Here is a 12254-nt window from a genome sequence, read left to right as displayed (position 1 = left end):
CGCGCGGTCGAGAAGTTCGACTACGCCCGCGGCTACAAGTTCTCGACGTACGCGACCTGGTGGATCCGGCAGGCCATGTCCCGCGCGCTGGCCGACCAGGCGCGGACCATAAGGGTCCCGGTCCATGTCGTCGAACTGATCAACCGCGTCGTACGGGTCCAGCGCCGGATGCTCCAGGAACGCGGCTACGAGCCGACCCCCGAGGAGGTCGCCGGCCAGCTCGACCTGACCCCGGAGCGGGTGGGCGAGGTGCTGCGCCTCGCCCAGGAACCCGTGTCCCTGCACGCCCCGGTCGGCGAGGAGGACGACGTCTCGCTCGGCGACCTGATCGAGGACGGGGACGCCGCGTCCCCGGTCGAGTCCGCCGCCTTCCTGCTGCTGCGCGAACACCTGGAAGCGGTGCTCTCCACGCTCAACGAGCGCGAGCGGAAGGTGGTCCAGCTGCGGTACGGGCTGGCCGACGGGCGGCCCCGCACGCTTGAGGAGATAGGCCGGATCTTCGGCGTGACCCGTGAGCGCATCCGGCAGATCGAGTCCAAGACCCTCAACAAACTGCGGGACCACGCCTTCGCCGACCAGCTCCGCGGCTACCTCGACTGAGTACGCGTACACGCGCACCCGCGCCGGGGCAGCCGCGGCGCCGCTCAGTCGACCTCGGCGACCGCCTGCGCGAACTGGGCCGCGTACAGCCGGGCGTACGCGCCGTGCGCCTCCAGCAGCTCGTCGTGCGTGCCCTGTTCGACGATGGAGCCGTTCTCCATCACCAGGATGACGTCGGCGTCCCGGATGGTGGAGAGCCGGTGCGCGATCACGAAGCTCGTACGACCGTGCGCCAGGCGCGCCATCGCCTTCTGGATCAGCACCTCGGTACGGGTGTCGACCGAGCTGGTCGCCTCGTCGAGCACCAGTATCACCGGGTCGGACAGGAACGCCCGCGCGATGGTGATCAGCTGCTTCTCACCCGCGCTGACGCCGGTGCCCTCGTCGTCGATCACCGTGTCGTAGCCGTCCGGCAGGGTGCGGATGAAGCGGTCGGCGTGGGCCGCCCGCGCCGCCTCCTCGATCTGCTCCCGGCCGACCTCGCCCGACGCGCCGTACGCGATGTTCTCCGCGATGGTCCCGCCGAACAGCCAGGTGTCCTGGAGGACCATGCCGATCCCCGACCGCAGGTCGTCGCGCGACATCGTCGCGACGTCCACCCCGTCCAGGGCGATCCGGCCGCCCGTCACCTCGTAGAACCGCATCAGCAGATTGACCAGCGTCGTCTTGCCCGCACCGGTCGGGCCGACGATCGCGACCGTGTGACCCGGTTCGACACTCAGCGACAGGTCCTCGATGAGCGGCTTCTCCGGGTCGTAGCGGAACGACACGTGCTCCAGCGAGACGCTGCCGCGCAGCTCCTCCGGGTGCGCGCCCTCGCCCGGTGCGGGATCGGCGTCCTGCTCCTCGGCGTCCAGCAGCTCGAAGATCCGCTCGGCCGACGCCACCCCGGACTGCACCAGGTTCGCCATCGAGGCGACCTGGGTCAGCGGCATGGAGAACTGCCGCGAGTACTGGATGAAGGCCTGCACATCACCGATCGACAGCGCACCGGAGGCGACCCGCAGCCCGCCGATCACGGCGATCAGCACATAGTTCAGGTTCGACACGAACATCATCAGCGGCTGCATGATCCCGCTGTTGAACTGCGCCTTGAACCCGGCCTCGTAGAGCGCGTCGTTCTGCTCGGCGAAGTCCCGCGCGGACTCCTCCTGCCGGCCGAAGACCTTCACCAGGGTGTGCCCGGTGTACATCTCCTCGATGTGGGCGTTGAGCCTGCCCGTCACCTTCCACTGCTGGACGAACTGCGGCTGCGAGCGCTTGCCCACCTTGGTCGCCACGACTACCGACAGCGGCACCGTCGCCAGGGCGACCAGCGCCAGCAGCGGCGAGATCCAGAACATCATGATCAGCACGCCGATGATGGTCAGCACCGAGTTGATGAGCTGGCCCATCGTCTGCTGCATCGTCTGCGAGATGTTGTCTATGTCGTTCGTCGCCCGGCTGAGCACCTCGCCGCGCTTTTGCCGGTCGAAGTACGACAGCGGCAGCCGCGACAGCTTCGTCTGGATGTCCTCGCGCATCTGGAACACGACGCGGTTGATCACCCGGATCGACAGCCGCGTCGACACCAGCATCAGCAGCCCGGCACCGACGTACGTGATCAGCGCGGCCAGCAGCACATGGCCGATCGCGTCGAAGTCCATGCCCTTGCCCGGGGTGAAGTCCACCTTGGAGAGCATGTCGGCCAGGCCGCTGTTGGTCTTGTGCAGGCCCGCGATGGCCTGCTCCTTGGTGGTCCCCTCCGGCATCTGCCGGCCGACGACCCCGGCGAACACCAGGTCGGTGGCCTTGCCGAGGATCTTCGGGCCGACCACCGAGAGCGCCACGCTCAGCGCACCGGCCACCAGCATCACGTACAGGGTGGTCCGCTCCGAGGCGAAGCGCTTCAGCAGCCGCTTCGTGGAGCCCTTGAAGTCCATGGACCGCTCGGTCGGCGCCCCGCCCGCCATCATGCGTCCGCCAGGCCCTGCCATTACGCGGCCTCCGCTTCCGTCAGCTGGGAGAGCACGATCTCCCGGTAGGTTTCATTGCCGTCCATCAGCTCGTGATGACTGCCGGAGCCGACGACCCGGCCCTCGTCCATCACCAGGATCCGGTCGGCGTCGCGGATGGTGGACACCCGCTGTGCGACGATCACCACGGTCGCGGCGGCGGTCTCCCGCAGCAGCGCGGCGCGCAGCGCGGCGTCCGTGGTGTAGTCCAGCGCGGAGAACGAGTCGTCGAAGAGGTAGATCTCCGGCTGCTGGACCAGCGTCCGGGCGATCGACAGCCGCTGCCTCTGACCGCCGGAGACATTGGTGCCGCCCTGCGCGATCGGTGCGTCGAGACCGTGCTCCAGACCCTCGACGAACTCCTTGGCCTGGGCGACGTCCAGCGCGTGCCACAGCTCCTCGTCGGTCGCGTCCGGGTTCCCGTACCGCAGATTGGTCGCGACCGTTCCGGAGAACAGATACGGCTTCTGCGGGACCAGGCTCACGGTCTTCGCCAGCAGCGCCGGATCCAGTGTCCGTACGTCCGTCCCGTCGACCAGCACCTGGCCGTCCGTCACATCGAACAGCCGGGGTACGAGGCCGAGCAGCGTCGACTTGCCGCTGCCCGTCGACCCGATGATCGCGGTCGTCTCGCCGGGCCGGGCCACCAGATCCACCGACCGCAGCACCGACGCCTCGGCACCGGGGTAGCGGAAGTCCGCACCGCGGACCTCCAGATGCCCGTGGGCGCGCAGTTCGGTCACCGGATCGACCGGCGGCACCACGCTGGAATCGGTCTCCAGGACCTCTTGGATGCGCTCGGCACAGACCTCGGCGCGCGGCACCATCATGAACATGAAGGTGGCCATCATCACCGACATGACGATCTGCATCAGGTAGGAGAGGAACGCGGTCAGCGCCCCGATCTGCATCCCGCCGCTGTCGATCCGGTGCGCGCCGAACCAGACGACGGCGATCGACGACACGTTCACGACCGTCATCACGGTCGGGAACATCAGTGCCATCAGCCGGCCGGTGGACAGTGCCACGTCCGTCAGCTCGGTGTTGGCACCGCGAAAGCGCTCCTCCTCGTAGCCGTCGCGGACGAAGGCGCGGATGACCCGGTTGCCGGTGATCTGCTCGCGCAGCACCTGGTTCACCGTGTCGAGCCGCTCCTGCATCGTGCGGAACAGCGGACGCATCCGCTTCACGATCAGGCTCACCGCGATCCCGAGGACCGGCACCACCGCGAGGAGCACCGCGGACAGCGGGACGTCCTGGCCGAGCGCCATGATGATGCCGCCGACACACATGATCGGTGCCGAGACCATCAGCGTGAACGTCATCAGGACCAGCATCTGGACCTGCTGGACGTCATTGGTCGTACGGGTGATCAGCGAAGGGGCGCCGAACCGGCCGAGCTCACGCGCGGAGAACGACTGGACCCGGTCGAAGACCGACGCGCGGACATCGCGGCCGAGTGCGGACGCGGTACGGGCGCCGATGTAGACGGCCCCGATGTTGCAGACCACCTGGGCGATGCTGACGACGATCATGGCGCCGCCGTACTGAAGGATGTAGCCCGTGTCCCCCTTGACGACACCGTGGTCGATGATGTCGGCGTTCAGGGTGGGCAGATAGAGGGCGGCGGAGGTCTGGAGCAGCTGGAAGACCACCAGCAGCGCGATCGGCTTCTTGTACGGACCGAGGTAGGCCCGCAGGAGTTTTATGAGCACGCGTGTCTCTCGGAGTCGGCATAGGTCGGGAGTCGACCCATTTTCCGGCACCGCCCACCGGGACCGCGAACGTTTTTATTCAAGTCCAGGTCAAAAAAAAGACCGGGTCCATAATTTTGCCGTCGAACCCCGCGCCGCCGCCCGGCCGCGTCACCGAAGTCAGGCGCCCCGGCGCGCGGCGTGGAACGGCGGGCGTATCAGCGCGCGGCGTCGAACGCCCCGGGGTGGATCTGGTCCCGCGTCGCCACGTACTGCTGGCGCACCGCCTGACCGACCGACAGCTCCTCGCCGGGATCCAGCACCTGCGCCGCGGCGTCCTGCCAGACCGGGGGAGTGCGCGGATCGAGCGACCCCTGCGAGACCCCCAGCGCCCAGGCCGCCTGCCGGGCCGCGCCGAGCGCCGCGTACTGGGCCGGCTCCGGCACGACCACCTGCGTCCCCAGCAGCATGGGCGCGAGCGCCTGCACGGCCGGCAGCTCGGCGGCGGCGCCCAGCAGGAACACCCGCCGCACCTCGACCCCGCGGCCGCGCAGCACGTTCAGCGCGTCGGCCAGCGAGCAGAGCATCCCCTCGAAGGCGGCCCGCGCAAGGTGCTCCGGCTTCATCGACTCGCGCCGCAGCCCGCTCAGCGTTCCCGCGGTGTGCGGCAGATGCGGGGTCCGCTCACCCTCCAGATACGGCAGGAGCACCAGCCCCGAGGCGCCCGGCGTGGACTTCAGCGCCAGCGCCGACAGCTCCTCCAGACCCTCCACGTCCAGCATCTCGGCGGTGCCGCGCAACGCGCGTACCGCGTTCGACGTGTGGACCACCGGAAGGTGCATCCCGGTGGCATCCGCGAACGAGGTGATCATCCCGGTCGGATCGGCCAGCGCCTCGTGGTGCACCGCCATCACCGAACCCGAGGCCCCCAGCGACACCACGGCGTCGCCGACCCCGACCCCGAGCCCGAACGCCGCCGCCATCGTCTCGCCGGTACCCGCCGAGATCAGCAGCCCCTCGGGCGTCGTCCCGGCCGCTTCGCAGGGACCGAGCACCTCGGGCAGCGCCGCCTGCCGGCCGAGCGCCAGCTCCACCAGCTCCGGCCGGTAGGACTCGCTGCCCGCCGACCAGTATCCGGTCCCGGACGCGGCACCCCGGTCGGTGGTCCGCCGGGCCGGGCGGCCCAGCAGCTGCCACACCAGCCAGTCGTGCGGCTGCAGGACGGCGGCGACCCGCTGCGCCATCTCCGGCTCGGTCCGCGCCAGCCAGCGCAGCTTCGACACCGGCTGAGCGGCCTGCGGCACCGCCCCGACCGCCTCGGCCCAGGCCTGCCGCCCGCCCAGCCCGTCGATCAGATCGGCCGCGGCGACCTGCGCCCGCTTGTCGTTGCCCAGCAGCGCCGGACGTACGAGATTGCCCTGGCGGTCCAGCGGCACGAGCCCGTGCTGCTGCGCGGACACGCCGATGGCCTGCACGCCTTCGAGCAGCCCGCCGGTGGCCGCCTCACCGAGTGAGAGCAGCCACACCTGCGGGTCGACCTCGGTGGCTTTCGCCTCCACGGGGTGTGCGGCGTACCCCTGGCGCAGTACGGCACCCGTGTCCGTATCGCAGACCACGATGTGCGTGAAGGCGGAAGAACTGTCCAAGCCGGCGACTATGCCCATACACAGATTCTGCCGCACCGCCGGAGCGCTCCTGCACCGGCGGTGCGGCAGACGTGACGAGGCGGCCTCAGGTGTTGGTCGTTCCCCAGTCGTCCTCGCCGTTCGCCCCGCGCCCGCGCAGCGACCGCACCCGGTCCGCCACGGACGCGGGCACCTTCTCGCCGACCTTGTCGCCCACCGCGTGGTAGGCCTTTCCGGCGAACTCGCGGCCGCTCTGGGCCGCTGACTCGCAGGTGTTGCGCACGGCCGGGTTCTGGGCGAACTGGCGTGCGGACTTCTTCAGCTGCTCGTAGCGCTCGCGCCCGGCACGCGTGCCGAGCACGTAACCCAGGGCCACTCCGGCGATGAACGTGAGCCGGTACCGCATGGCTGCCACCCTTCCTTCACTCCGTGCGACGTGTGCTGCTCGCCTACCCGGGGGCGCGGGAGATCACCCCGGCCGATACCGATTGGCAAAGCACCCCCCTGCTTGCGCTAATGTATGTGTCGCAGCGAACGTCCGCCGCCCGGCAGCCGCCAGGCAGGTGTCGTCCGAGGCAACGCAGCAATCCCCTGTAGCTCAATTGGCAGAGCAGCCGGCTGTTAACCGGCAGGTTACTGGTTCGAGTCCAGTCGGGGGAGCGCGATCCCCTGTAGCTCAATTGGCAGAGCATTCGGCTGTTAACCGGAGGGTTACTGGTTCGAGTCCAGTCGGGGGAGCGGAACGGAAGAGGGCCCTGCGGGGTCCTTTTTCGTGTGCCCGGAACCGGTCCTCAGGAGGTCCGGTCCGGTGGTGCGCGTGGGGCCGGCGTGACTCTTTCGCGTCAACTTCACGCCGTCCGGAACCGGGCAGGGAGCAGCGCGGTCTTCATGGTCACGAGTACCCGGGCACCCGGAGCGAGAGATCGTATGACCGGCTATGCTGCGGCAGACGGCGCGCACACTTGTACGCGCCACGCCGAAACGGGGCGGTAGCTCAGCCGGTTAGAGCAGCGGACTCATAATCCGTCGGCCGTGGGTTCGAGTCCCACCCGCCCCACCACTGAAGAAACGTCGGGACCTGCGGAAACGCCGTTTCGAAGCTAGTCGGGGCATGGCATTCGATGTACGAACGCCGCACCGACCCGCCGCAGGCTCCTTCGTGTGGCCCACGTCCGGGCTGACGAACGTCTGAGCGGCGCCCCCTCCTGCGCCGCGATGTCGCGGACCGGTGGTTTCCGGAAGGGCCGGACCCGGCGCGAGATCTTCGCTCCTTGGGTGTCATCGCGGTTCGGTCCTTTTCTCGCGGCGGGTGGATGTCCGGTTCACGGCTGGGCGTTCGTGCCGTCGGTCTGGCTCAGGTGCTGGTCGAGTTGACGCTGGTTCTCGACGAGGCGCAGACACAGATGCCGCAGCTGGGCCGTCTCGGCGGGCGTGAATCCTCGGAAGACCGCCGCCATGGCGACCTGGGTCGGCCGGCGGAAGGACTCCACCCAGTCCAGCCCGGCGGGTGTGATCCGGGCCAGGACTGAACGGCGGTCGCGCCGGTCGGGAACCCGCTCGGCCAGTCCGTCGCGTTCGAGGGTGTCGACCAGCCCGGTGACATTGCGCGAGCTCACTCCAACCGCCTGGGCCAGCTTGCCAATGCTCAGCCCGTCATCGGGTGCGGCGCTCAGACGGATCAGGAGGTCGAGCGCCCCCGCGCTCAGCCCGCGCCCCTCGGCCCCGCGGGCGCGCAGGCGTTCGATGGCATGGAAGGCGCCGCGGACCGCGGCTGCGCCTTCGAGGGCGAGGGTGTCCTGGCCTGCGGTGAACTGGGTCATGGCGGACCTCACCCGGGGGTCGAAGAGGCTGCCGTCCGGGTCGCGGGCGAGGTCTGACGAAGAGTTATGTACGTGCTTCATAATGAAGCAGGACTCTAATACTGGCTTCTGTAAATTGCCAACCCCGGGCACCCCAGGGGCACAGGGGGCAACCGTGAACCCGAGGGCACCCTGAACTCCATGACCCGCCCGGCCGGGGGGCATGCGCGAAGCGGCAACGGGTCCGGAGGCAGGGGCCCTCGCCACCGCAGGGCGCTTCCCGGCCGACGAGCCGAGGTGCCGGACCCCGGCTTTCCCGGAGCCATCGAGATGCCTTCATGAGCAAGGACCTCGGCCGCCCCCTTCCCGTCCTCCTCGCTGTCGGTTCCGGGATCGCGACGGTCGGATTTCGGTGGCCGGAGCGCCGAGCAGAGCCCCGGACGGTCTCGGCAGCAGCGCCACTCCCTCTCGCGCGGTGCCCCGCCAGGGATTGCGGGACAACCCTCGGGTGTCAATGGGGTGCGGCGGACTGGGAAGTTCTCCGTCCTACGCCTTCGTTCCGGAACTGTTCTTCGAGCAGGCGTGGGCGGCATCAACTGCTGTTCGCCGGGTACGTCCACCCGGCGGGCGCAAGGTCGCGCAGGCGGGCGATCCCGGTATGGCGTGGTGGAATCCGTCGCCCTTGAGGCCGGGGAACACGATGAACCCCTTTGCCGTCGGCGCTGGAATCGCCGTCACCGAATTTTTGGCGGCGTAAGCGGCAAGGCATTTCGCCGCCACGTTTTTCCCTGCGGTTCCGGGGCAGTCGGGCGGTTGGAAACGTCACACCCGTTCCAGGGGAGGGATCAATTCATGATGGCGAAGAAGACGTTACTGACTGCGGTTTCCGTGTGCATGGGCGTCACGGTGCTCGCAGGGTGCGGGGATGACTCGGGCAAGAGTGCGGACAGCGCGTTCGACGGGAAGAGCGCGGACGCGATTGCGGCGGACGCGGTGAAGGCGACGCGCGATGCGCAGTCGGTCCGCGTCAGGGGCAACGTCCAGCAGCCCGGCGGCAACGAGATCCGCGTCGACTTCCACGTGGACGAGCAGGACCGCTGCACGGGCACGATGTCGGGCCAGGGCGCCAAGGCCGAGGTGATCCAGGCGGGCCAGGCCGCGTTCGTGCGCGGCGATGAGAAGTTCTGGCAGAACGCGCTGAAGGGGCAGCCCGGCGCGGAGAAGGCGATCCCGCGGGTCCAGGGCAAGTGGGTGAAGTCCCAGCCGGGGCAGGCCGGCATCGAGGGCATGTGTGACAAGCAGGCGTTCCTCGCGGCGATGGACCGCGACAAGTCCGAGCGCAAGGGCATGACCAAGGGCGCCACCAGCGAAGTCGACGGCAAGAAGGCCCTGGCGCTGGAGAAGAAGCAGCCCGGTGGCGAGAGGCTCACCCTGTACGTCGCGGCCGAAGGGAAGCCGTACATCCTGAAGTCGGTCACCGCGGGCGGCAAACAGCCCGGCGAGGTCACCCTTACCGACTACGGCAAGAAGGTCGAGGCCAAGGCGCCGCCGGCCGACCAGATCGTCGACCCCAAGATCTCGAAGACATAGCGCCGACATCCTGAAAACGGCTTCAGCCACGGCTGCGCAGCACCGCCACGCCTCCCGGCCGACACCCGGGCCGGCGGGTGCGTGAGGCTCGCTCCGCGTGACATCCCGGCTCCGAATCCGGCCGTTTCCGGGCGGGCCCCGTTCTGCGAAGATGTGCCGCATGAAGGTGCGGAGCAGGAATCTGGTGAAGGTGTCCGGGCGTGCGGACGGGCCTGTGGTGGTGCTGGCGCACGGATTTGGGTGCGACCAGAACATGTGGCGTCTGGTGGTTCCGGCGCTGGAGCGTGATTTCCGCGTTGTTTGTTTCGATCACGTCGGTTCCGGTAACTCGGATCTGTCCTCATGGACGCCGCAGCGGTATTCCAGCCTGGATGGCTATGTCGAGGACATACTGGAGATCTGCCGTGAGCTCGCTCTCGGACCGGTGACCTTCGTGGGGCATTCGGTGAGCGCGATGATGGGCGTCCTGGCGGCCGTGCGGGAGCCCGAACATTTCGCCGGACTGGTCCTGCTGGCTCCCTCGCCGTGTTTCATCGACGATCCGGCCACCGGTTACCGGGGCGGATTCAGCGCCGCGGACATCGACGAACTGCTCGAATCCCTGGACGCGAACTACCTGGGATGGTCGGGGGCCATGGCGCCGGTGATCGCGGGCAACCCCGAACGCCCGGAGCTGGGTGAGGAACTGACCAAGAGTTTCTGCGCCACTGACCCGGAGATCGCCCGGGTCTTCGCCCGGGTGACATTCCTGTCCGACAACCGGGCCGACCTGGCGAAGGTCAAGGTACCCACGCTGGTCGCCCAGTGCTCCGACGACGCAATCGCACCGCCGGAGGTAGGCGCCTTCATCCACGCCCAGATCACCGGCAGCCGACTGGTCACTCTGAACGCCACCGGACACTGCCCCCAGCTCAGCGCACCTGAGGAGACCGCGGAGGCGATCGCCGCGTTCGCGGGCACACGTCGATGATGTGCCGCACCGGTGACGGCCGGGACAACGAAGCGGTCTCCGACGACCCAGCCGGCGAGGACGCCGTGCTGTTCTCGGCGTTGTTGGAGGACAGCGCCGAGGACTTGTACGAGAACGCTCCGTGCGGCTACCTCTCCACGCTCCTGGACGGGAAGATCGCGAAGGTCAACCACACGCTCCTGGCCTGGCTCGGGTATGAGCGCGGCGACCTCGTGGGCATCAAGCGCTTCTCCGACCTGCTCACCGTCGGCGGCCGCCTGTACCACGAGACGCACTTCGCACCGCTGCTGCGCATGCAGGGTGAGATCAGCGGCATCGCCCTGGAACTCAAGGCAGCCGACGGCAGCCGGCTGCCGGTGCTGGTGACCTCGACGGTCAAGACCGGCAGCGACGGACAGCCGTTGCTGATCCGTACCACGCTCTTCGACGCCCGCGACCGTCGCGCCTACGAAGAGGAACTGCTGCGCGCCCGCAAAGAGTCCGAGCGCGAACGAGTGCGCCTCCGCCAGTTGGCCACCACGCTCCAGGCCACACTGCTGCCGCCTGCCCTGGCCGGCGTCCCCGGACTGGACGTGGCCGCGTACTACCACATCGCCTCCATCGACGAGGTCGGCGGCGACTTCTACGATCTCTTCCCCCTCGGCAACGGCGCCTGGGGCATGTTCCTGGGTGACGTGTGCGGGAAGGGGGCCTCCGCCGCAGCCATCACTTCTCTGGCCCGCTACACCCTGCGCGCGGCGGCTGTCTACGATCCCGACCCGGCCGCCGTGCTCGGCAACCTCAACACTGTCCTGAACCACGAGTACAACGGCCAAGACCCGCGGTTCTGCACCGCTGTTTACGGCCTGCTCACCCCTGACAGTGACCAGAAGGGGTTCCTGATCACCCTGGCCAGCGGCGGACACCCCCCGGCCCTGCTGCTCCGTGCCGACGGAACCGCCGACTACCTGCCCACACCCGGCGGTCAGCTCATCGGCGTGCTGCCGGACGCCCACATCGCCACCACCAGCTTCCACCTCGGCCCGGGCGACACCCTGCTGCTCCACACCGACGGACTCACCGAAGCCCAGACCGCCGCTCCCGGCGACCGCTACGGAGACGAGGCCCTCCTCGACTTCGGCCGCGCCCTGGCTCCCGCCACCGCCGAGCGCACCATCGCGGCGATCCGCGATCTCCTCGACGCACTCGGGCCCGGGGTGGACGACGACACCGCCGTCCTGGCCGTCAGCGTGCCCCGCCCCGACCGTGAAGAGCACCCGTGACCCAGTTGAACGTCCACACGCGAGCCCTGCCCTGCGGCCCTGTCATGACGATGGCCGGGGAGCTCGACCATCACAGCGCCCCCGAGGTCCGCGATCTCCTGCCCGGTCTCTCTCTCGTCACGGGCCAGCGGCTCCTGGTCGATCTGGGCGGCCTCACCTTCTGCGACTCCAGTGGCATCACCGTCCTGCTCGCGGCCCGCAACCACGCCCTGGCCGCACGCGCCACCATCGCCCTGATCGCCGTCCCCGACCGCGTTCGCAGGATCTTCAGCATCGTCGGCCTGGAGCAGGTCTTCCCCACGTATCCCACCGTCCAGGAGGCCGCAGCAGCCTGGACGCCGCCGGCCGCCGGCTGACCGGCACGCCACCTTGTCCGCCGCCCCGCCCTCCGGGGACACCCACGGCGCCTGTCCTGCAATCACGGCCCCGCTTCCGCCTCGATATAAAAGCCATCTAAAAGTGAGAGGTGTGAATGCGAGGACGTGGGGCACCAGGTTGACCATGCTTCCCATCATTCTGGTTCTCCTCCTCGCCCTGATCCTCTTCGGTGCCGGTTTCGCTCTCAAGGCATTGTGGTGGATCGCCGTCATCGTCCTGGTCGTGTGGCTCCTCGGCTTCTTCATCCGCCCCGCCGGCCACGGCGGCAAGCGCGGCCGCTGGTACCGCTGGTAAAACGCGCACACCCAACTTTCTTGCGGGGCCCGGCAGAATCTGCCGGGC

The 12254-nt window shown here is 68.9% G+C and carries 11 protein-coding genes and 3 tRNA genes; 9 read left to right on the top strand and 5 right to left on the bottom strand.

Annotation, left to right across the window (positions count from 1 at the left end; all coding sequences use genetic code 11):
- Positions 1 to 600, top strand: a 600-nt coding sequence (locus J1C73_RS29190; RefSeq protein ID WP_207318995.1) for a sigma-70 family RNA polymerase sigma factor, incomplete at its 5' end; no start/stop codon positions are given.
- Between the two features lie 44 nt (positions 601 to 644).
- On the opposite strand, the gene J1C73_RS29185 is transcribed toward J1C73_RS29190, so the two are convergent.
- From J1C73_RS29185 to J1C73_RS29170, 4 genes are all read right to left on the bottom strand, one after another.
- Complete coding sequence (locus J1C73_RS29185) at positions 645 to 2576, bottom strand: ABC transporter ATP-binding protein (protein WP_207318994.1); 1932 nt, start codon at positions 2574 to 2576, stop codon at positions 645 to 647.
- Complete coding sequence (locus J1C73_RS29180) at positions 2576 to 4309, bottom strand: ABC transporter ATP-binding protein (RefSeq protein WP_207318993.1); 1734 nt, start codon at positions 4307 to 4309, stop codon at positions 2576 to 2578. The genes J1C73_RS29185 and J1C73_RS29180 overlap by 1 nt, the downstream gene beginning before the upstream one ends.
- Before the next feature lie 197 nt (positions 4310 to 4506).
- Entirely contained in the window at positions 4507 to 5952 is a 1446-nt protein-coding gene (locus tag J1C73_RS29175) for an FGGY family carbohydrate kinase (protein ID WP_207318992.1), read from the bottom strand.
- Positions 5953 to 6019: 67 nt separating this feature from the next.
- On the bottom strand, positions 6020 to 6319 hold the full coding sequence (locus J1C73_RS29170) for a YtxH domain-containing protein (protein WP_123470782.1): 300 nt from the start codon (positions 6317 to 6319) through the stop codon (positions 6020 to 6022).
- Positions 6320 to 6500: 181 nt separating this feature from the next.
- Here J1C73_RS29170 and J1C73_RS29165 point away from each other — a divergent pair.
- The 3 genes from J1C73_RS29165 (at position 6501) to J1C73_RS29155 (ending at position 6973) form a co-directional block, all read left to right on the top strand.
- Positions 6501 to 6573, top strand: a tRNA-Asn gene (locus J1C73_RS29165).
- 5 nt (positions 6574 to 6578) lie between these two features.
- Positions 6579 to 6651, top strand: a tRNA-Asn gene (locus J1C73_RS29160).
- 245 nt (positions 6652 to 6896) lie between these two features.
- Positions 6897 to 6973: transfer RNA gene (locus J1C73_RS29155), tRNA-Ile, on the top strand.
- Between the two features lie 262 nt (positions 6974 to 7235).
- Here J1C73_RS29155 and J1C73_RS29150 read toward each other — a convergent pair.
- Positions 7236 to 7733: a MarR family winged helix-turn-helix transcriptional regulator gene (locus J1C73_RS29150; protein ID WP_242644871.1), complete on the bottom strand. Its 498-nt coding sequence runs from the start codon at positions 7731 to 7733 to the stop codon at positions 7236 to 7238.
- An 831-nt stretch (positions 7734 to 8564) separates the two neighbouring features.
- Between J1C73_RS29150 and J1C73_RS29145 the strand changes: the two genes are divergently transcribed.
- The 5 genes from J1C73_RS29145 (at position 8565) to J1C73_RS29125 (ending at position 12206) form a co-directional block, all read left to right on the top strand.
- On the top strand, positions 8565 to 9302 hold the full coding sequence (locus tag J1C73_RS29145) for a hypothetical protein (RefSeq protein WP_207318990.1): 738 nt from the start codon (positions 8565 to 8567) through the stop codon (positions 9300 to 9302).
- Between the two features lie 160 nt (positions 9303 to 9462).
- The gene (locus J1C73_RS29140; protein ID WP_207318989.1) at positions 9463 to 10272 is read left to right on the top strand and encodes an alpha/beta fold hydrolase; all 810 of its coding nucleotides are present in this window, start codon (positions 9463 to 9465) and stop codon (positions 10270 to 10272) included.
- On the top strand, positions 10272 to 11534 hold the full coding sequence (locus J1C73_RS29135; protein ID WP_207318988.1) for a PP2C family protein-serine/threonine phosphatase: 1263 nt from the start codon (positions 10272 to 10274) through the stop codon (positions 11532 to 11534). The genes J1C73_RS29140 and J1C73_RS29135 overlap by 1 nt, the downstream gene beginning before the upstream one ends.
- Entirely contained in the window at positions 11531 to 11890 is a 360-nt protein-coding gene (locus J1C73_RS29130; RefSeq protein ID WP_307797824.1) for an STAS domain-containing protein, read from the top strand. Before J1C73_RS29135 ends, J1C73_RS29130 begins: the two co-directional genes overlap by 4 nt.
- Positions 11891 to 12035: 145 nt before the next feature.
- On the top strand, positions 12036 to 12206 hold the full coding sequence (locus tag J1C73_RS29125; RefSeq protein ID WP_123470778.1) for a DUF5670 family protein: 171 nt from the start codon (positions 12036 to 12038) through the stop codon (positions 12204 to 12206).
- The last annotated feature ends 48 nt before the right edge of the window (positions 12207 to 12254 follow it).

The sequence above is a fragment of the Streptomyces laculatispora genome (genome assembly GCF_017353455.1).
Classification (GTDB): Bacteria; Actinomycetota; Actinomycetes; order Streptomycetales; family Streptomycetaceae; genus Streptomyces; species Streptomyces laculatispora.
Note: the sequence above shows the minus strand (reverse complement) of the source record. Positions and strands in the feature narration are given on the sequence as shown.

Bases quoted from the DNA above. Each gene is read 5' to 3' on its own strand.
- J1C73_RS29135 (WP_207318988.1), top strand. From the start codon at position 10,272: ATGTGCCGCACCGGTGACGGCCGGGACAACGAAGCGGTCTCCGACGAC.
- J1C73_RS29125 (WP_123470778.1), top strand. From the start codon at position 12,036: ATGCTTCCCATCATTCTGGTTCTCCTCCTCGCCCTGATCCTCTTCGGT.
- J1C73_RS29140 (WP_207318989.1), top strand. From the start codon at position 9,463: ATGAAGGTGCGGAGCAGGAATCTGGTGAAGGTGTCCGGGCGTGCGGAC.
- J1C73_RS29185 (WP_207318994.1), bottom strand. From the start codon at position 2,576: ATGGCAGGGCCTGGCGGACGCATGATGGCGGGCGGGGCGCCGACCGAG.
- J1C73_RS29170 (WP_123470782.1), bottom strand. From the start codon at position 6,319: ATGCGGTACCGGCTCACGTTCATCGCCGGAGTGGCCCTGGGTTACGTG.
- J1C73_RS29145 (WP_207318990.1), top strand. From the start codon at position 8,565: ATGATGGCGAAGAAGACGTTACTGACTGCGGTTTCCGTGTGCATGGGC.
- J1C73_RS29175 (WP_207318992.1), bottom strand. From the start codon at position 5,952: ATGGGCATAGTCGCCGGCTTGGACAGTTCTTCCGCCTTCACGCACATC.
- J1C73_RS29150 (WP_242644871.1), bottom strand. From the start codon at position 7,733: ATGACCCAGTTCACCGCAGGCCAGGACACCCTCGCCCTCGAAGGCGCA.